Source organism: Cellulomonas sp. H30R-01 (assembly GCF_010119915.1).
GTDB classification, from domain to species: domain Bacteria; phylum Actinomycetota; class Actinomycetes; order Actinomycetales; family Cellulomonadaceae; genus Cellulomonas; species Cellulomonas algicola.
This window is the reverse complement of sequence record NZ_CP048210.1, coordinates 1,637,292-1,655,713: the sequence shown is the minus strand read 5'-3', so window position 1 is coordinate 1,655,713 and position 18,422 is coordinate 1,637,292. Positions and strand designations below refer to the sequence as shown.

Annotated in this window: 18 protein-coding genes and 1 pseudogene; 3 read left to right on the top strand and 16 right to left on the bottom strand. The window is 74.7% G+C overall.

Annotated elements, in window-relative coordinates; all coding sequences use genetic code 11:
• Positions 1 to 5: 5 nt before the first annotated feature.
• The 9 genes from GXP71_RS07285 to GXP71_RS07245 all read right to left on the bottom strand — a co-directional run bounded on the left by GXP71_RS07285 (position 6) and on the right by GXP71_RS07245 (position 7,855).
• A complete protein-coding gene (locus tag GXP71_RS07285) occupies positions 6 to 968 on the bottom strand; it encodes a manganese catalase family protein (RefSeq protein WP_162352112.1) in 963 nt (320 codons plus the stop codon).
• A 126-nt stretch (positions 969 to 1,094) separates the two neighbouring features.
• Complete coding sequence (locus GXP71_RS07280; protein WP_162352111.1) at positions 1,095 to 1,739, bottom strand: DUF3618 domain-containing protein; 645 nt, start codon at positions 1,737 to 1,739, stop codon at positions 1,095 to 1,097.
• Positions 1,736 to 2,143 (bottom strand): phage holin family protein, encoded by a 408-nt coding sequence (locus tag GXP71_RS07275; RefSeq protein WP_162352110.1) that lies wholly within the window; start codon positions 2,141 to 2,143, stop codon positions 1,736 to 1,738. Before GXP71_RS07275 ends, GXP71_RS07280 begins: the two co-directional genes overlap by 4 nt.
• The gene (locus tag GXP71_RS07270; RefSeq protein ID WP_162352109.1) at positions 2,140 to 3,009 is read right to left on the bottom strand and encodes a hypothetical protein; all 870 of its coding nucleotides are present in this window, start codon (positions 3,007 to 3,009) and stop codon (positions 2,140 to 2,142) included. Before GXP71_RS07270 ends, GXP71_RS07275 begins: the two co-directional genes overlap by 4 nt.
• Positions 3,010 to 3,303: 294 nt before the next feature.
• Positions 3,304 to 4,356 (bottom strand): glycosyltransferase family 2 protein, encoded by a 1,053-nt coding sequence (locus GXP71_RS07265; protein ID WP_162352108.1) that lies wholly within the window; start codon positions 4,354 to 4,356, stop codon positions 3,304 to 3,306.
• A 163-nt stretch (positions 4,357 to 4,519) separates the two neighbouring features.
• A complete protein-coding gene (locus GXP71_RS07260) occupies positions 4,520 to 4,867 on the bottom strand; it encodes a hypothetical protein (protein ID WP_162352107.1) in 348 nt (115 codons plus the stop codon).
• A gap of 73 nt (positions 4,868 to 4,940) precedes the next feature.
• Positions 4,941 to 6,380, bottom strand: coding sequence for a PP2C family protein-serine/threonine phosphatase (locus tag GXP71_RS07255; protein WP_238402673.1), 1,440 nt, complete (start codon positions 6,378 to 6,380; stop codon positions 4,941 to 4,943).
• A 32-nt stretch (positions 6,381 to 6,412) separates the two neighbouring features.
• Positions 6,413 to 7,387 (bottom strand): hypothetical protein, encoded by a 975-nt coding sequence (locus GXP71_RS07250; RefSeq protein ID WP_162352106.1) that lies wholly within the window; start codon positions 7,385 to 7,387, stop codon positions 6,413 to 6,415.
• An 18-nt stretch (positions 7,388 to 7,405) separates the two neighbouring features.
• Complete coding sequence (locus tag GXP71_RS07245) at positions 7,406 to 7,855, bottom strand: MarR family winged helix-turn-helix transcriptional regulator (protein ID WP_162352105.1); 450 nt, start codon at positions 7,853 to 7,855, stop codon at positions 7,406 to 7,408.
• A gap of 131 nt (positions 7,856 to 7,986) precedes the next feature.
• Between GXP71_RS07245 and GXP71_RS07240 the strand changes: the two genes are divergently transcribed.
• Positions 7,987 to 8,388, top strand: coding sequence for an aldehyde dehydrogenase (locus tag GXP71_RS07240; RefSeq protein WP_124342448.1), 402 nt, complete (start codon positions 7,987 to 7,989; stop codon positions 8,386 to 8,388).
• A gap of 46 nt (positions 8,389 to 8,434) precedes the next feature.
• Here the strand turns inward: GXP71_RS07240 and GXP71_RS07235 are convergent, their stop codons facing one another.
• The 3 genes from GXP71_RS07235 to GXP71_RS07225 all read right to left on the bottom strand — a co-directional run bounded on the left by GXP71_RS07235 (position 8,435) and on the right by GXP71_RS07225 (position 12,204).
• On the bottom strand, positions 8,435 to 8,701 hold the full coding sequence (locus GXP71_RS07235; RefSeq protein ID WP_124342449.1) for a nuclease: 267 nt from the start codon (positions 8,699 to 8,701) through the stop codon (positions 8,435 to 8,437).
• A 391-nt stretch (positions 8,702 to 9,092) separates the two neighbouring features.
• The gene (locus tag GXP71_RS07230) at positions 9,093 to 10,211 is read right to left on the bottom strand and encodes a hypothetical protein (protein ID WP_162352104.1); all 1,119 of its coding nucleotides are present in this window, start codon (positions 10,209 to 10,211) and stop codon (positions 9,093 to 9,095) included.
• A 148-nt stretch (positions 10,212 to 10,359) separates the two neighbouring features.
• Complete coding sequence (locus GXP71_RS07225; protein ID WP_162352103.1) at positions 10,360 to 12,204, bottom strand: bifunctional UDP-sugar hydrolase/5'-nucleotidase; 1,845 nt, start codon at positions 12,202 to 12,204, stop codon at positions 10,360 to 10,362.
• 207 nt (positions 12,205 to 12,411) lie between these two features.
• Between GXP71_RS07225 and GXP71_RS07220 the strand changes: the two genes are divergently transcribed.
• Positions 12,412 to 13,617: an AI-2E family transporter gene (locus GXP71_RS07220; RefSeq protein ID WP_162352102.1), complete on the top strand. Its 1,206-nt coding sequence runs from the start codon at positions 12,412 to 12,414 to the stop codon at positions 13,615 to 13,617.
• Positions 13,618 to 13,684: 67 nt separating this feature from the next.
• Here GXP71_RS07220 and GXP71_RS07215 read toward each other — a convergent pair whose 3' ends face one another.
• The 3 genes from GXP71_RS07215 to GXP71_RS20310 all read right to left on the bottom strand — a co-directional run bounded on the left by GXP71_RS07215 (position 13,685) and on the right by GXP71_RS20310 (position 16,223).
• On the bottom strand, positions 13,685 to 15,349 hold the full coding sequence (locus tag GXP71_RS07215; RefSeq protein ID WP_162352101.1) for a SulP family inorganic anion transporter: 1,665 nt from the start codon (positions 15,347 to 15,349) through the stop codon (positions 13,685 to 13,687).
• On the bottom strand, positions 15,346 to 15,705 hold the full coding sequence (locus tag GXP71_RS07210; protein WP_162352100.1) for a helix-turn-helix transcriptional regulator: 360 nt from the start codon (positions 15,703 to 15,705) through the stop codon (positions 15,346 to 15,348). Before GXP71_RS07210 ends, GXP71_RS07215 begins: the two co-directional genes overlap by 4 nt.
• Positions 15,706 to 16,073: 368 nt before the next feature.
• Positions 16,074 to 16,223 (bottom strand): hypothetical protein, encoded by a 150-nt coding sequence (locus GXP71_RS20310; protein WP_238402672.1) that lies wholly within the window; start codon positions 16,221 to 16,223, stop codon positions 16,074 to 16,076.
• On the opposite strand from GXP71_RS20310, the pseudogene GXP71_RS20645 reads away from it, so the two are divergent.
• Positions 16,189 to 16,821: pseudogene (locus GXP71_RS20645) on the top strand (FUSC family protein); the annotation flags it as partial. The gene GXP71_RS20310 and the pseudogene GXP71_RS20645 sit on opposite strands and share 35 nt — an antisense overlap.
• Before the next feature lie 102 nt (positions 16,822 to 16,923).
• On the opposite strand, the gene GXP71_RS07200 reads toward GXP71_RS20645, so the two are convergent.
• Positions 16,924 to 18,375 carry a M23 family metallopeptidase gene (locus tag GXP71_RS07200; protein ID WP_238402670.1) on the bottom strand — a complete coding sequence of 484 codons (1,452 nt, stop codon included), beginning with the start codon at positions 18,373 to 18,375 and terminating at the stop codon, positions 16,924 to 16,926.
• Positions 18,376 to 18,422: the final 47 nt, after the last annotated feature.

The following is an 18,422-nucleotide window of genomic DNA, read 5'->3' as shown; positions in this document are numbered from 1 at the left end:
CTGGCTCAGCCGCCCGCGGGGGGCACCGGCCCGTACAGCGGCTGCACCTCGGCCATCTCGATGTCCGCGGTCGCCTGGATGAGCGCGAGGAGCTCCGGGTCGAGACCCGGCGAGAACTCCTCGAACCGCTCCTCGGCGATCGTCGACGGCACCCCCGCGGGCGCCTGCTCGGACGCGTCGAGGGTCGTGCCGTCCTTCGACGGCGACATGCCCTGGAAGATGCGACCGGCCTCCGAGGCCGCGGTCAGGTCGAACGAGTACTGCTTGCTCTGCAGTCCCAGGTCGAGCAGCTTCTTGACCTCGGGGAACTTCTCCGCGTTCGTCTTCGGGATCGGCAGCACCTTGGCCCAGTCGACGCCGAGCGTCTCGAGCGCACGCGCGTACGCGTTCTCGTGCGCCTGGTCCCGCACGATGAGGTACGAGATCGTCGAGCGCGCCGTCTTGTTCGCCGTCATCTCGTAGATGCGGCACTTCTGCAGCCGACCCGTCGACTCGAGCATGAGGTTGTAGAGCAGGTCGAGCACCAGGTTGCCCGAGTTGTAGACGTAGGACCCGCTCCACGGGTTGCCCGCGGCGTCGACGGGCAACGCGCCCTGCGCCGCGACGAGGTAGTGGTGGATGTTGCTCTCGTCGAGCGCGAGACGCAGGGGCGTGTCACCACCGCTGCCCGGCTGGTCGAGCGGGTCCGTCTTCTTGCCGTTGTAGCGGGGAGAGCCGTCGAGGAGGCGCGCGATGGTCGTCCCGATGAGCTCGACGTGGCTGATCTCCTCCGTCCCGATGCCCTGGAGCAGGTCGCGGTACGGCTTCCCGGCGGGTCCGCGGAAGTTGATGCTCTGGAACAGGTACTGCATCATCGTCCGCATCTCGCCGAACTGACCGCCCAGACCTTCCTGGAGCGCGTTCGCGGCGGCCGGGTCAGGCTCGTCGGCTTCGATCTCGTTGATGAGTCTCTGGACGTGCAGGTACACGGTCGACCTCCTCGGTGGAGCGGACCGGACTCGGCCCGCGGGCGTTGCTCAGCTCGACCCGCCCGACGATCGGCGCCAGGCCGGCGACGGGCGGCGGGGCCGGGGAGAACCCGCCGCCCGCGTCCGTCAGACGCCCGTGCCGGACGTCGGCGAACCCTCGGCGTGCGCGCCGCGCACGTCCTGGGTCGCGCCGCCCGCCTGCGACTTCAGGTCCGCCGCCGCGTCCTGGCCGTCCTGGCGCAGCGTCTGGCCGGCCTCGGTCGCCCGGTCCTTGACCGCGGTCGCGGCTTCCTGCGCGGTCTCCTTCAGGTTGCCCGCGACGTCCTGCGCGACGCCCTTGGCGCCCTCGACGAGCGGGGCGGCCTGCTCCTTGGCGGTGCGGGCGAGCTCCTGCTCCTTGCGGCTCGCCGGCATCAGCGACGAGACGAGCCACCCAATGCCGAAGGCCACCAGGCCCGCGGCGAGCGGGTTGCCCTGCGCCTTCTCCTTCGCGGCCTGGGGGAGGTGGCCGGCCGTGTCGCCGACGGACGACACCATGCCGGACGCACGGTCCCGCACGTCGTGCGCGGCCTGGCTCGCGGAGCCGGCGGCGTCCGAGGTGCTGCCCATGACGCGGTCCTTCACGCCGCCCACCGCCGTGCGGACCTTCTCGGTCTGCCGGTGGACGACCTGGCTCGGGCTGACCTTGTCGGTCAGCGCGTCCACGTCGGAGCTGAGCTCCGCACGCGTGCGCTCGATGTCCTCACGGATCTGCTCAGGGTCGGTGCTCATGCGTTCTTCTCCTCCTGGCCTCGCAGGGCGTTCGGGATCTTGCTGACGGTGTCGGTCGTGCGGGGCAGCCCCTCGACGCGCTTGGACTCGGCGCGTCCGCGTGCGAAGAGCACGGCGGCGACGACCGCCCAGATCACGGCGACCACGACCGCGGACCAGCCGTGGCCGATCGCGTCACCGAGCGCCCACCAGAGCGCGATCGACAGGAACAGCAGGACGAAGTGCCCCGCGACCCCTGCACCGGCGAACATCGACCCGCTCTTCGCGGCGTGCTGCACGGCCTGGCGCGCCTCGGCCTTCGCGAGCTCGACCTCCTGTCGCATCAGCGTCGACAGGTCGCGCGAGATCTCGCCGACGAGCTCTCCGACCGACGGCTGCGGGGGAGCGGCGCCGGTCTCGCTCATCGGAGCCCACCCGACAGCGGGTCGGACGTGGTCGTCGTGGACGTCGACGTCGGCGGGACGACCACCGCCGGCGGCTCGTACGCGACCGTCGTGCGCTCCGGCACGGCGCTCACCCGGGTCGGGTAGGTGCCCGACGTGGCGCCACGCGAGGTGGTGGCGGACGAGTCGTCCGACGACGCGTCCTTCAGGCCGCGCGTGAGCCTGCCCAGGACGATGCCCGCACCGGCGGCGACGAGCAGGAAGGTGCCCGGCCGACGGCGGGCGAACCGACGGACCTCGTCGAGCAGCTCGTCGGGACCGTGCCCCTCGAGCCACTGCCCGACGTCCCCGACGCGCTCGCCCACGGCACGCACCAGGTCGGTCGCGAAGGACTGCTCCTGCGAGGACGACGCCATCTGCGTGAGCTGCTGGCCGGTCGTGGAGAGACCGCCCGCGAGGCGGCGCTGCTGCGTCCCGGCCTGGTCGGCCACCTCGCCGCGGGCCTGGTGCCACAGGTCGCCGAGCTGGCGGCGTGCCTCCTGCCCGACGGCGCGGGCCTCCTCCTTGGCCTCGCCCAGCAGCTGGCCGCCCGCCTCGGTCGCGGACTCCTTGAGGTGCTGCGCCTGCTCGCGGGCGCTGTCGGCGGTGCTCGACGTCGAGCCACCGGACGGCGAGCCGCCGGAGCCGCCCGAGCCGCCGTAGCCGGAGCCGCCGGTGGTGCCCGACGTCGTCCCGGTGCTGCCGTAGGTGGGCTCGGACGTCGTGCCGGACGTCGTCCCGCTCGGGTAGGCGGTGCTGCCGCCGGTCGGTGCGGTGCCGGACGTCGTGCTCCCGCCGGTGGGGGCGGTGCTCCCGCCCGGGTTGGTGCTGGTGTACGGGTCAGCCATCATGCGCCTCGTCTCGGGATCGGTGGGTGCGACCTCGACGTGGCGCGGCTCGCGCACAGGTCGAGGAGTCGACGGAGTGCGAACCTTCTTGCCGCGGATGGACCGTCGTGGGCACGGGCTGCCGGCGCTCGTGCGCTCGACGGAGGGACTCGTGCCGCGACCTGGGTGCGTGTCCTGCCCCGGGGGACGGTCTGCCGGACGGTTCTGCGCCGCCCGACGTTTCGACGCTAGGCCAGCCTCGCGACCGCCGCCATTCGGACGACGCCGCGGCCGCGCGCCCGCCGGCGCCCGCTCTCACAGCGTGCAGCGTCGTCGCAGGTCACGGGGCCGCGACGCCGCGCGGACGAGCCGCCGCCCCCGGTAGGGCATCCCTCCCGTGACGCGGCGACCGAGTGCGAGCCACGAGCAGACGGCTCGCTCGAGCACCCACACGGGGGCGAGCGCGGCGGACGTCGCGGGGAAGACGGCGGCGCCGCCGGCCCGCTCGCGCCCGCGCCACGCGACGAGCACGGCGGCTGCGCCCAGGACGACCGCCGGGCCGGGCCGGTGGCGGAGCGCCGACCACGCCAGCACGGGGAGCACGGCGGCCTCGGCGACGAGGCGCGACGGCTGCGCAAGGCTGTCGTACGCCTGCCGGACCCGCTGCGACCAGAAGTACCGCGCCGACGGCGGGCGTCGCGCGACGAACAGCCCGGGGGCGCGCCGCTCGGTCCCGCCGACCGCGCGGATCGTGCGCAGCAGCTCGAGGTTCTCGAACAGCACGTCGCCCGCGTACCCGCCCGCGCGCAGCAGAGTCGTGCGGCGGACGACGAGCGTCCCCGGGAAGTCCTCGCCGAGGCCGCGGTTCACCAGCGTGCGCGCGGTGTCCCATCGCGCGTGCCAGGGGAGCGGCCGGAACACGTTCTGCACGCGCACGACGTCGGCGTCGGCGAGCATCCCGACGGCCGTGCGCAGCTGCGCGGGGGTCCAGCGGACGTCGTCGTCCGCGATCACGACGGCGTCGGCGCGCGCGAGGCGGACGCCCGTCATGACGCCGCCGACCTTGCCGTTCGCGCCCGGCCACGGCGCGGGCCGCACGTGCCGGACGGTCGTGCCCCAGGCGGCGGCGTGCGCCGCGAACCGCGCGGGCGGCGAGCCGTCGACGACCGTGACGGGCACGTGCCGTGCGAGGTCGCGCAGGTACGCGGTGAGGTCGGCGAGGTCGTCGTCGCGCTCCCAGCGCAGGGGCAGGACGTACTCGGCGTCGAGGAAGCGCGCGTCGTGCGGCTCGCCGACCCGGCCGGGCCGTGCGGCGACCGCCGTCCTGTGCGTCCCGGTGCCACCGTCGGCGCCTGTCCGCAGCTCCATGGGCCCGCCCCCGTCCCGCGGTGTGCGGCACCGGAGCTGGACCCGTCCTCAGGCTAGGAGGGTCCGGCCGGGAGCGCGTCCCGAGGGGTGGGCGGTGGGTCGCAGCGCGGCGACGACCGGCGCAGCGGTGGCCGCCACCACGCCCGTCGCGGGAGCCGGTGGGTCAGCGGCCCGTCCACCCGAGCAGCACGAAGAGGTCCGACTCCTCGCGCGAGCCGCCCAGGTAGGCCTGCGCGACGGCCGTTGCACCGCGGCGCTCCGCGGTCCACAGGTCGAAGTCGACCGACCGGACCCACGAGGTCGGCAGGAGGCCGAGCAGCGCACCCGTGCGGGAGAGCACCGCGACGTCCCCGTCGGGGGTGCGCTGCAGCAGGACGTCGGCGCGGCTGATGCGGTCGGTGGGACCGGTCCACGCGCCGCGGCGGAAGTCACGGACCCGGACGCCCGTGAGGCGACCGCGCGACGGGACACGGAGCTGTGACGGTGCAGGTGCGAGCGTCGTCTGGGTCATGGCACGGAATGTAGGGCCGGTCGGTGACCCCGGCACCTCGAGCGTGCCCTCGTCCGGGGCGGCCACGCGGAGGTCAGGAGGCCGCGTCGGGCGCGACCGTGACCTGCGCTCGGGCGGCGAGGTCGTCGGGCACGCCGTCGTCGTCGTGCGGCGCGCGGACGTCCTGCGGGTGCAGCCGCACGGCGACGAGCGCGACGTCGTCCTCGCCGGCGTCGGCGGGGAGCTCGGCGACCAGGGCGTCGGTCAGCGACTCGAGCGGCTCGTCACCGACCCTCTCGAGCGTCCGGCGCAGCTCCGCGAGCCCGGCGCGCAGGTCGCGGTCGCGCCGTTCGATGAGCCCGTCCGTGTACATCAGGAGGGTCGAGCCGCGCTCGACGACGACCTCGCTCTCGTTGCGAGGGCTGTCCGGGACGATGCCCAGGAGTGGTCCGTGGTCGCGCGCCTCGAGCACGACGACCGACCCGTCGGACGCCACGACCATCGGCGGCAGGTGGCCGGCCGACGACCACCGGATGCGGGTCACGCCACGCTTGCGCTCCTCGGGGGTCTGCTCGAGGCGGGCGACGACGACGGTCGCGGGCGTCCCGATCCGCAACGTGCGCATCGCCGCGTCGAGCTGGGCCAGGACGCCCGCGGGACCGTCCTTGGTCGTGACGGCGATCGCGCGGAGCATCGAGCGCAGCTGTCCCATCACGGACGCCGCCTCGATGTCGTGCCCCGCGACGTCGCCGATGACGAACATCGTCGCTCCGTCGGGCTGCAGGAAGGCGTCGTACCAGTCGCCGCCGACGTGCGTCGACTCGCCGGCGGGCCGGTACCGGACGACGACCTCGAGGTCGTCGGGCTCGACGGGCTCGGTGAGCAGCGCGCGCTGCAGCGCCTCGGCGACGTCACGCTGCTGCCGGAAGCGGCGCGCGTTGTCGAGCGCGAGCGCGGCCGCTGCGGTCACCTGGCGCAGCGTGGTGAGCTCGTCGTGCCCGAGTGCGTCGCGTGCCGCGCCGAACATCGACAGCGCACCGATCGTGCGGCCCGCCCGCACGAGCGGCAGCACCACGAGCCACGTCGGGGCGAGCGTGTCGACCAGCCCGTGCACCCGACCGGGGCGCAGCACGCCCTTGAGCGCGTCGGCGGCGCCCGTGCGGACCTCGACCAGCTCGCCGCGCCGGATCGAGTCGAGGAGGAACGCGTGCTCGGACATCGCGCCGATCCGCGCGGCGGCGTACTCGGCCACGACCGCGCGCAGCGCGGGGTCGGTGTGCCACGTCGCGATGTCGCGCAGGCGCCGACGTCCCGGCCGCGGTTCCTCGTCGTCCACGAGGGTGACGACGCACCAGTCCGCGAGGGCCGGCACGAGGAGCTGGGCGAGGCGGTCGGCCGCGACGTCGGCGTCCATGGTCGAGGCGAGCTCGGCGGTGACCCGCGCGAGCATGGGCGCCCGCCCTGCCGCACCGGCGTCGGCCGCCGTCGCATGCCGCACCACCGCACGCTCGCGGGCCGACGGGTGCGCGTTCACGGCCTCACCGTATGTCACGGCCCGTCAGGTGCTCACCCCACGGCCGGGTGACGGTCAGCGACGCCGGACAGCAGCACGTGCGCCGCCGACTTGTCCGGCAGGTCGGCGGCGAGCGCGCAGTCCCCGGCCCGGATCGTGACCGTGGCGGTGTCCTGGTACGCAGGGTGCGGTTGCGCGGTGACGTTGTCGATCGTCGCCAGGCCGACGACGAGCCGGGACGCCGAGTGGTCAGGAGTCCGGCCGCGCACGAGCCACGCGCGACGCCCGACCACCTCGAGGGCCCGGTCGTCGCCCGCGACGACGGCCCCGTGCAGCGTCATCGGGGAGACCGCGTGCGTCACCCGGTGCGCGGCCGCCCGCAGCCCGTGGCCGTACCGGTGCACGACGCGACGCTCGTGCCACGCCCACGCGCGCAGCTGCGCGTGCCGGCGCGCCACCGCGAGGACGTCCGCGCGCAGGGCGGTGTCGTCGCCGCCGAGGCGGACGTCCTGCGGGGGAGCGGCGGTGAGGTGGGCGGCGTCGAGGAGGCGGCGGCCGACCGATCCGGCGGGTGCGGCCCCGAACGAGTCGCGGAGCGCGTCGACCAGTCGGTCGACGGTCTGCCGGGACGAGCCGTTGTACCTGACCGTCAGCGGTCGGCCCGTCCGCGGGTGGAGGGTGAGGCTCGCGTCGAGCATGCTCACGACGTCGTGCACGGCGGCGACGTCACGGAGCGCGATCTCCCGCACGTCGTAGGGGCGCGTGGGGGCCGGTGCACCCCGCCGCGAGGTCGTGACCGTCCGGCTCAGCGCGGTGAGGCGCGCGTCGTCGAGGACGAGCAGGTGGTCGTACAGGTCCATGCCGGGGTCCGCGTCGCGTCGCGCGATGTTGCGCGGCACCTTGAGGACCAGCCGGGTCGACGTGAGGTCGATGGGGTGGTCGCGGTACAGCCGCGGCACGTCGTCGGGCGTCGTCACCTCGTCGACCCAGGGGCCGAAGCGGGCGTACTCGGTGGTCTCGGTCGTCATGGTGTCCCGTTCCACGTGTCAGTCTCGGCCGATGCGGGTGAGCAGGTCGAGGCAGGGCTGCAGGTCGAGCCCCTCGACCCGGTCGAGCACGCGTCGACGCGCGCTCGCGACCTGGGCCGGCCGCGCCTCGGCCAGGAGTGCGCGCCCGGGATCGGTGAGGACCGCCTCGGAGCCGCGACCGTCCGCGGTGCTGGGGCGCCGTACCACGAGACCGCGGCGTTCGAGCGCGGTGACGACGCGCGTGACGCCGGCCAGCGACAGGCCGGACTCGACGGCGAGCTCGCCCATCCGCAGCCCGTCGGGCGCCTCGCTGAGGTGCAGCAGCGTGAAGTACTCGGTGGTGCGCAGCCCGACGGCCCGGCCGAGGTCCTGCTCGAACGCGCGCGGGACGCGGACGACCGCACGCGCGAGCGCGCGCAGCAGCTGCTCCTCCTGCGCGGTGAGGGGCGGGACGTGTGCGTCGACCATGCCGTCAAAGTACTTCACCAGTGAAGTACACCGCGGGACGTCCGACCCGGTGCCCGGGTCTGGTCGCGTCCACCCGCCCGGCGTAGCGTCGCGAGGGTCAGCGCGCACACGAGCGAGAGGGCGGACGAGCGATGAGCATGATGGCCGACATGATGAAGTCCATGCCGACGCAGACGACCGGCATGGACATGACCGCGATGCAGCCGTGCATCGAGGCGTGCTCCGCGGCGGCGATGGCGGCGACGATGTGCGCGGACGCCGACGGCGGCGAGGGCATGGGGCGATGTGCGTCCATGTGCGCCAGCACGTGCGACGTCGCCACCACGACGATGCGCATGATGATGCGGCCCGCGGGCTACGACATGGGTGTCATGACGTCGATGATGGCCGCGTGCGTCGCGATGGGCGAGGCCTGCGCGGCCGAGTGCGACATGCACGCCGAGATGTCCGAGCACTGCCGCATCTGCGCCGCGGCGTGCCGTGCCATGGTCGACGCGTGCCGCACGGCGATGGGGTCGATGAGCACGTCCTGAGGCGAGCGCGGCCGGCCCGACGGGCAGCGCGGCCGGCCTGACGGACTCAGGAGCGGACGTCGTCCGTCGGCCGCGCCGCGAACCAGACGCCGCCGACGGCGAGCAGCTCGGCGACCGGGTGCACGGCGACGGGCTCGCCGGGCTCGGGCGTCGCACGCGTCGTCAGGGTGCGGGTGCCGCCGTCGAGCAGGGCGACCGTCACGAGCGCGTCGCCCTGCACGACGACGATGCCGTCGCGCCAGGCGGTCGGGGAGGCGGTGGCGACGACCTCCTGGATGGGCAGGACGTCGACGCGGGTGGTGGGCTGAGGCACGGGAGGCTCCGGGGTGTCCGGTGGGGCGGTGTCGGGTGCTGCTCCGCGCTCACGGGCGTGCGGCCCGGGCGAGGGAGCGGCGGTGCGTGCGGTCGACGCGTGGGTCCGCACCCTCGGACCAGGCAGGACACCTGCGGGGACGACGCGGACCGGCTGGCGACGAGGTCGTCAGCGACACATTCGACACAGACACCGGATCGTCGGCAGCACGTCGGAGGCGCCCGCGGCACGCGGGTTCTCGGACAGGGGCCGGACGACGGACATGGTTCGAGTGTGAGAACGGCGTCCGCATGCTGTCAAGGACGGTCGGATGGCGGACACGCGACCGTCCGCAGGTCCCGAGGAGCGCGTGGACGGGCCGGCGAGCGCGCCGCGCGGCGGCGGGCGGCGGTCACCGCTTCGCGAGCTTCGTGGCGAACGCCGCCTTGACCTGCGCCTCGACCCGGAACGCGTCGGCCTCGCCCTCGAGGCCCCGGTAGGCGGCGAGGACCGCGTCGCGGAGCTTCCCGGCCTGCGTCCGGACCGCCGAGGTGTCCGACGCCACAGGCCGTTTCGCCCGGGTGACCTTCGTCCAGGCCGCGGACAGCCGGGCGATCGCGGTGTCGATCGCCTGCAGCCGCTCGCGCAGCGTCTTCTCGGTCGTCGTCGGGCGCTTCGCGGCCGCCATCGCCGTGAGCTTCGGCCGGAGCACGTCGGTCTGCCACGTCGTGAAGACGGCGACGTGCGGGGCGCCGTCGGCGAGCACGGAACCCGGCTGGGCGAGCGTGTCGAGACCGGTGAACGCGTCGGAGTGCTGCATGAGCAGCGTGAGCAGCTCCTTGTGCTTGCCGTACATGACGTCGAACATGCGCTCGGCGTGCGCCACCTGGTCGGCGTCCAGGGGCTTGGCGTAGGTCGTGGCGCGGACCGCCTCGACGACCGCCACCGGGATCTTCGTCGTCGCGTGGATCTGCGCGGGGGTCTGCTTCTGGGCGAGCAGCGAGCGGAGGACGACGACGTCCTGGTCGGCGTGCCGCGACTCGTGGTAGAGCGTGCCGACGACCTCCGTGACCTCCTTCCGGTCCAGGTCGCCGAGCACGCGCGGCGGTGTGTCGCCGGCGGTGAAGCTCGCGGTGTTGATCTTCACCTTCCAGTGCTCGGAGTCGAACGAGCCGGCGGCCCCCGCGTCGGTCACGAGCGCCCAGGCGAACAGCGGCACGCCCGCGGCCTTGAGCTCGCCCGCGATCGTCGTCATGACCGCCTTCACGAACTCGTCGATCGGCAGTTCCTTCGTCGACCGGTAGAGCTGCGCCGCCTGGTCGACGTAGGCGGCCTGGCTCGTCGGGAGGTCGAGCCCGTAGGCGGCGCGCTGCACGACCGGGACACGCACGCGCGGGCCGGGCTGACGGCGCACGGCCTGGCGGGCGACCCGGTTGCCCGCGCTCCGCTGCAGCGCGACGAGCGCGTCGGCCGTCAGCGGCGCGGCCGGCGCGCCGACGCCCGGGCGACGCGGGCCGTGCGGTGCGCGCACCCGGTCGCCTGCTGGCACTCGTGGTGTCCCGACGCCGTGCGCTCGCACGGTCGCCTCCCTCCGACAGGCGCTCCTCAGCACTGTACCGATGGGGCCTTCGCGACGGTGGCGGGTGCGGTCGCAGCGGAGCGACCGCACCCGCTCGAGGTCACGGCGTGACGGTGAGCGGCTGCCCCCCGAAGGTGAGCCGCCAGTCGGGGTTGGTGGCGCTGAACGTCGCCGGGTCGATGACCTGCTGCTCGGTGACCCAGTCGATGAGCAGCTGGCGGATCTCGGCCTGGCGGTTCACGAGCACGGGTGCGCTCGTGACCCCCGGGAAGCTGCCGCCGCCGGACTGCCGGTAGTTGTTGATCGCGACCACGAACTCCTGACCGTCGGCGACGGGGGCGCCGTCGTACGCGAGCCCGGTGATGCGGCTGCCCACGGGCTGCCCGAGGTCGATGTCGTACGTGAGCGGCGCGTCCAGCCCGCGCATGACGTCGTCGTTGTAGTCGGGCGTCCCGTTGGGTGCCGTGGCCGTCGGGGCGTTGGTCAGGTCCGCGGACGCGTACGTGCCCGCGGCGGTGACGGGCTTGAAGTACTCCGCCGACTTCTCGAGGTACGCCTTGACCTGCGCGCCCGTGAGCCGGATGCCCATGAGCGTGTTGTCGTAGATGTACAACCCCGCGACGTCGCGGACCGACACCTCCCCGGCGGGGATCGCGGCCTCGCGGTTGAACGGCGCCGCGATCGACAGCACCGGGAGGTCGGCGTCGGACCCCGTCAGCTCGGCCTGCACGGCCTGCGCCTGGACGTGGTTGATGAAGTCGAGGGCCGCGGTGTCCTCGTAGCGGGCGGTCGCCGCGGACATGGCCTCGGTGGACGTGCCGATCACGCTGTTGACGTAGTCGACGACGGTCGCGTGCTCGTCGGCGAGGAGGTCGACGATCTCGGGGTCCTCCGGGACGGTGTTCGCGTTGAGCACTTCCGCCTCGACGCCGTCGACCGTCCACGTCCCGCGGTGGAACGTGAGGTCGATGTCGAAGGTCGACAGGCGCATGCCCCAGCGCAGCGGCTCGGACAGCACGACCGGCTCGCCCGTGGCGGTGTTGGTGACGACCCGCTCGGGGATCTCCTGGTGCGCGTGCCCGACGAGGATCGCGTCGATGCCCGGGACCTGCTGCGCGACCAGCGTCGCGGCGTTCTCCGGGAACGGCAGGGCGTCACCGTAGGACGACGACGTGTCCGCGCCCGAGTGCGCGGACACGATGACGACGTCCGCCCCCTTGCGGCGCATCTCCGGGACGTAGCGCTGCGCGGCCTCGACGAGCCCGCCGAACTGCATCTGGCCCTCGACGTTCGCCCTGTCCCAGATCGCGATGCCCGGGTTGGTCAGGCCGAGGATGCCGACCCGCACGGGCTTGCCGCCCCGGGGGTGCAGGGTCTCGATGACGTAGGGCGCGAACGCGGGCTTCCCGGTGCGCACCGAGGTCGCGTTCGCACCGAGAAGCGGGAAGTCGAGCTGCCGCTGGAACGTGCGCAGCAGCGGGATGCCGTAGTTGAACTCGTGGTTGCCGAGCGCCGCGGCGTCGTACCCGATCGCGTTCATCGCCGCGGCCATCGGGTGCACGCCGCCCTCCGTGATCGGCTCGACCTTCGCGTAGTAGTACGCGAGCGACGTGCCCTGGATCGTGTCGCCGGCGTCGACGAGCAGCGTGTTGCGCGCACCGCGGTCGGCCCGCACCTGGTCGACGAGCGTCGAGATCTTCGCGAGGCCCACGTCGTTGTGCGCGCTGTCGTCGTACTCGGCGTCCTTGAAGTAGTCCCAGTTGAGGGCGTTGCCGTGCAGGTCGCTCGTCCCCATGACGGTGAACGAGTAGGTGCGGTCGTGGCCGCGACCGTGGTCGGCGGTGTCGCCCGCGGTCGCGGGCGTCGCGAGGGCGAGCGCGAGCGCGGTGGTCGCGGTGACCACGGCGACGCGTCGGCGGGTGCGCCGTGGGGTGGGGGAGCGCATGGGCGGAGACCTCCTGGGGTGTGGCGGTTCGCACCGGTCGGTGACGCGGCGCACCGTACTCCGGACGGGTGACAGCCACACGTCGGGCAGGCGGTCGTCGGTGGCCGCCGCGCGACGCGTCGATGACCTCGACGTCCGTCGCGCGGGCGCGGGCCGCGGGCCGTAGCGTCGAGGGCTCCGCCCTCTCGTCACACCAGGAGGACCTCGATGGCACCGTTCGGCCGCCGCTCGCGGAAGCACCCCGGCACCCGTGACACCGACCGGCACGAGCTCCCGCCGTCCCGTCCGGTGCGCGGTGCGTCGGCCCTCTGGTCCGACGGCGTCGGACGCGCCGGGACGCGCGCGCTGCAGGTGCTCGCGATCATCGCGCTTCTCGCCGTCCTGGTGTTCGCGGTGACGCGGCTGACGCTCGTCGTCATCCCCGTGCTCATCGCGCTCGTGCTGGCCGCGGCGATCTCGCCGCTCGTCACGTTCCTGCGCCGCAAGGGGCTGCCGTCGCTCGCGGCGACGTGGATCGCGCTGGTCGCGCTCGTCGCGCTGCTGGCGCTCATCCTCTGGCTGGTCGTGCGTGCGGTCGTGAACCAGTGGGACGCGCTGCGTGACCAGGCCCTCGACGGGTTCGACGAGCTCCAGGCCTACGTCGAGGGGCTGCCGTTCGACATCACCGAGGAGCAGATCCAGTCGGTGCGCGACTCGGTCACCGGTCTGCTGCAGTCCGACGCGGTCAGCGCGGGCGCGGTCGCGGGCGTCTCGCAGACCGTCGACTTCGTCGCCGGCTTCTTCATCATGGTCGTCGTCCTGTTCTTCTTCCTGAAGGACGGGCCGGTGATCTGGGAGTTCCTGCTCCGGCCCTTCGACGGCCACCGGTACGAGCGCGGCCGGCGCGTCGGCGTCACGACCGTGAACACGCTCGGCGGCTACGTACGGGGCACCGCGATCGTCGCGGCGGTCGACGCGGTCGCGATCGGCATCGGCCTGGCGATCGTGGGCGTCCCGCTCGTGATCCCGCTGTCGGTCCTCGTCTTCCTGCTCGCGTTCATCCCGCTGGTCGGCGCGACGCTCGCCGGGATCCTCTCCGCGCTCGTCGCCCTCGTGGCGGTCGGGCCCGTCGAGGCGCTCATCGTCGTCGCGATCGTGGTCGTGGTGAACCAGGTCGAGGGCGACTTCCTCCAGCCGATCGTCATGGGCCGCGCGCTGCAGCTGCACCCGCTCGTCATCCTGTTCGCCCTGACCGCCGGCACGGTGCTCGCCGGGCTCACCGGCGCCGTCCTGGCCGTGCCGATCGCCGCCTCGATCTGGCGCGCGGTGCAGGTGTGGGACGGCCCCGACCTGCCGGCCCGGTTCGCCCGGCCCAAGAAGCGGGACGCGCTCGCGGCGCGCGCCACCGTCGTGGAGCCCGGGTCGCGCGCATGACGGCGCGCGGCTCGTCAGCCGTGCGCGCCCGTCGGCGCAGGAGCGCCCGCCCGCCCGCGCGCTTTCGTCAGGCGGCGGGCGTGCCGGCGGCGGAGACGGGCCGGGTGTCGAGCGCCACCACCCGGCGAGCGTGCGCGACCGCGTCGTGCAGGTGCGCGAACACCTGGTCGTCGCCGAGCGGGTCGAGCACCCCGACGCGGCGCGCGAGGCCGAGGTGGTCCGGCTGGAGCCCCTTGATGAGGACGGTCACGCCGCGGCGGTGCAACCCGGCCACCAGCTCACCGAGGACCTGCGCGCCGGTCGCGTCGAGGAGCTGCACCTGCGACAGGCGCAGGACGACGACGCCCACGCCGTCGATCGCCGCCACCCGCTCCAGCACGCGCTCCGCGGCCGCGAAGAACAACGCACCCTCGACGCGGAACAGCGCGATCCGCTCGTCGCCGGCGACGGGTGGTCCGGGCAGCTCCTCCCGGTGCACGCCGGCGGCGCGCGCCATCGCGCGCAGGCTGAGCGCGGCGGCGACGACGATCCCGGCGCCGACGGCGTAGACGAGGTCGACCGAGACCGTCACGACGGCCGTCAGCGTGAACAGCACGGCTGCCGCACGCGTCGACCGGACGACGAGGCGCACGCCGCGCACCGAGACCATGCGCACCGCCGTCACCATGAGGACCCCGGCGAGCGCGGGCAGCGGCACGTGCGCCACGACCCCGCTCAGGCTGCCGACGACCACGAGCAGGACGAGCGCGTGCACGACCGCAGCGACGCGCGTGCGGCCGCCCGAGCTGACGTTGACCGCCGTGCGGGCGATCGCGCCCGTCGCGGGCATCCCGCCGAACAGCCCTGACGCGACCGAGGCGAGGCCTTGGCCGACGAGCTCGCGGTCGGCGTCGTACGGTCCCGTGCTCGTGTGCGACGCGGCCACGCGGGCCGACAGCAGCGACTCGATGGCCGCGAGGGCGGCGACCGTCACGGCCGGGCCGCCGAGCCCGGCGAGCGTCGTGAGGTCGACCGTGGGCCACGCGGGCGCGGGAAGCCCCGCCGGGAGCGCGCCGATCGTCGCGACGGGCAGGTGCGCCACCCCGGTCACGACCGTGACGAGGATGATCGCCACGAGCGACCCGGGGACCGCGCGGTGGAGCCGCGGAGCGAGCAGCATCACGGCCACGACGACGGCGACGACGCCGGCCGACCAGACCGCGTCGCGCGGGGTCGTCTCGCCGAGGGACTGGAACGCCGCGACCGCGGCGTTCGCGTCGTGGCCGGCCGCGGGCACGCCCACCGCGGCGGGGACCTGCTGCAGGAAGATGATGAGCGCGATGCCGAGCGTGAACCCCTCGATCACCGGCCACGGGATCATGCCGACGAGGCGCCCGAGCCGCAGCACGCCGGCGGCGACGACGAGCGCCCCGGCCAGCAGCGCGACGACGGGCACCGCCGCTGCTCCGTGCGTCGCGACGATCGGCGCAAGGACGACCACCATCGCGCCGGTCGGGCCGGACACCTGGACGTGCGACCCGCCGAGCACTGCGGCCACGAGACCCGCGACGATCGCCGTGACCAGGCCCGCCTGCGCGCCGGCGCCCGAGCTGACGCCGAAGGCCAGCGCGAGCGGCAGCGCCACGACGCCGACGGTGACGCCCGCCGGGAGGTCGGCCCGCCAGGACGTGCGCAGGGCCGCGTAGTCGTGCCGTCCCGGGAGCAGGGTCCGGAGGCCGGAGCCGGCGGTCACCGCGGGGCCGTCGTGGGCGCGGCCTCGTCGGCGACCGCCGCGAGCTGGTCCTGGGTCGAGCGCAAGATCTCGCCGAGGAGCTCGCGCGCGACGCGCAGCAGCTCGGCGACGTGCGCGGACGCGAGGCGGTAGTCGACGGCGCTGCCGCGTCGCGCGGACTCCACGAGGTGGTACCGGCGCAGGACCGCGAGGTGCTGCGAGAGGTGCGACGCCTCCAGCCCGGTCTCGGCGATGAGCGTCGAGACCGGGACGTCGTCCCCTGCCGCGAGGAGCTCGAGGATGCGGATGCGCACCGGGTGCGCCAGGCCCTTGAAGAGGTTCGCCTTGACCTCGTTGAGCGGCGGCGAGGAAGGCACGGGCGTCCCATCGGTTGATGATCTGATGGATCCATCATATCGCCGACCGGCGGGCGTCCCGGACCACCGGCGTCCCTCGCGCCCTCACCCTCCGCCGACCGTCGCGCACCCGACCCCCGACGTTCGTCGAGTGGCGGCCTCATGCCACCTCCCGACGCTCCCCGACGGGTGCGAGCGCGGCGGGCCCTGTCGTCCCTGCGCCGCGAGCTCGTGACCGTGGGGCCGCACGGCCACGCGCACTGGCCCGCCCTCCGCGTGGGCCTCAGCGTCACCATCCCCCTCGTGGCGTGCCTCGCGCTCGGGCAGCCCGGGTGGACTCCCTTCGCGACCTTCGGCGCGATGTGCTCCGTGTACGGCAAGCAGCTCGACTACGCCGCCCGCGCGCGCGTGCAGGCCGGGACCGGGCTCGCGCTCGTCGCCGCGGTCGTCGCCGGCACCGCCGCCGGGGTCGTCGCGCCCGGCTCGCTCCCGGCCGTCGCGACGATGGCGGTGTTCTCCGCCCTCGGCTGCGTGCTCACCCGGGTCCTCGGCTGGTTGCCCGTCCCGTCCCTGTTCCTCGTCTTCGCGGTCGGGACGCTGTCGTCGTACGCGCACCCCGCGTCCGACCTCGTCCCCGCCGCGGTCCTGCCCGCCGCCGCCGCTGCGCTCGCGGTCGCGCTCGGACAGGTCGGCCGCTGGTTGCCCACGTCACTCCGCCCTCGCGTACCCGCCCCCGCACCGTCGCCCCTCCGCGCGGCGCTCACGAGCCGCACGGTCGTCGTCGACGTCGCGGTGCACGCCGCCGCGCCGCTCGCCGCCGGCGCGCTCGCCCTCGCCGCGGGCCTCGGCCACCCCTACTGGGCCGCGGTCACCGCGACCGTGCCACTGGTGGGTCCGACGCCGGTGGCGCGCGTCGGACGGGCCGCGCAGCGCGTCGCCGGCACCCTGCTGGGCGTCCTCGTCGCGGCCGCGATCCTCGCCGGCGACCCGTCGCCGTGGGTCCTCGTCGTCTGGGTCGCGGCCCTCCAGGTGGTCACCGAGCTCTTCGTCGCGCGCCACTACGGCATCGCCGTCGTGGCCATCACCCCCATGGCGCTGATCCTGTCGTGGCTCGGCGGCGGTCCGACGACGGTCGACCGGCTCGTCGTCGACCGCGTCGTCGAGACCGTCTTCGGCGCCGCGGTCGGCGTGCTCGTGCTCGCGCTCGCGCGCCTGCTGACCCACCACGGCGCCGTGCGGCTACCGGCCGAGCAGCGGAGCCGGGTTGACCGTCGACCCGTTCCGGTACACCTCGAAGTGCAGGTGGCACGCGCCGGACAGCCCGGTGTTGCCCGAGTAGCCCACGAGGTCGCCGCGACGCACGCGCTGCCCGGCCGCGACCGTGGAGCGCGTCAGGTGGTTGAGGCTGCTCATCAGCGACTGCCCGTCGACCGAGCCGTGGTCGAGCATCACCTGGTTGCCGAACCCGTTGCGCCACTGCGACCACCGCACGACCGCGTCGCGCGGCGCGTACAACGGCGTGCCGCAGTACGTCCGCAGGTCGATCCCCGCGTGCAGCCGCGTGTAGCCGAGGATCGGGTGCAGCCGCATGCCGTAGCTCGACGTCACGTACATCGGGGTGATCGACGTCGGGTTCGTGAACACCGGTCCCGAGGCACCCGACGCCGGCGGCGGGGCCGGCTGCGCGGCAGGCGGTGCCTGCGGTTGCGGCGGCTGCTGACCGGCCTTCGCCGCCTCCTCCGCACGGGCACGCTCCTGCTCGGCGCGGACCCGCTCCTGCTCGACCCGGATCCGCTCCTGCTCGGCGGCGACCCGCTGCTGCTCGGCGATGATGCCGGCGAGCTCCGCCTCGATCGCGGCGCGCTCGCGGTCCGCCGCCGCTGCCTCGGCCTCGGCCTGCGCCGTCATGTCGCCCAGCCGCCGGCGCGTGGCCTCCTGCTCCGCGAGCAGGCGCGTGATCTCCGCCTCCCGCGCCGCGGCGTCCGCGCGGGCGAGGTCGGCGCGCACGACCTCCGCGTCGGCCTCGGCGCGCAGCTCCCCGATCCGGTCCCCGACCGCCGCGAGCCGCGCCTCGTGGTGGCGCGTGGCGGCTGCGAGCGTCGTCAGCTCCTCGAGCAGCCGGTCCTGGCTGCGCTGCGCCGTCTCGAGCGCCTGCATCCGGGAGCTGAACTCGTCCAGGTCCTCGGCGTCGAGCACGACCGCCAGTCCCGAGGCGCCGGCGCCGCCGCGCTGCGCCTGCCGGGCGAGCTGTCCGATCGCGGCGCGCACCTCGCCGTCGCGGGCGGTGGTCCGCGCGAGGCCGTCGCGCAGCGCCGACTGCTGCTCGCGGGCGTCGACGACGCGTGCCGCCAGGATCTCCGCGCGGCGCTCCGCGCCGTCGAGCGTCGCCTGCGCCTCGCGCAGCTGCTCCTGAGCGGCGGGGAGGCGCGCCTCCGTCTCGGCGAGCTCCGCGACGGCCTGCGCGAGGTCCGCCGACAGCCCTTCGGCCGATGCCCGCAGGTCGTCGGTCCGCTGCCGAGCGCCATCGGCCTGCTCCTGCGCGGAACGCCGACGGTCGTCCAGGTCGTCCGCCGCGCCGGTCGCGGCGTGCAGCGGGAGCAGCAGCGCGGCCGTCACGAGGACGGCGACGCCGCGGCGCGTGTGGGGCGGTCGGCGCCGGTCGACGGACGGCGCCTCGGTCGGAGCGGGCACCGGGCGACGGTAGGTGGAGTGGTCCGCCCCGCGGCGGCGGCGCGCCC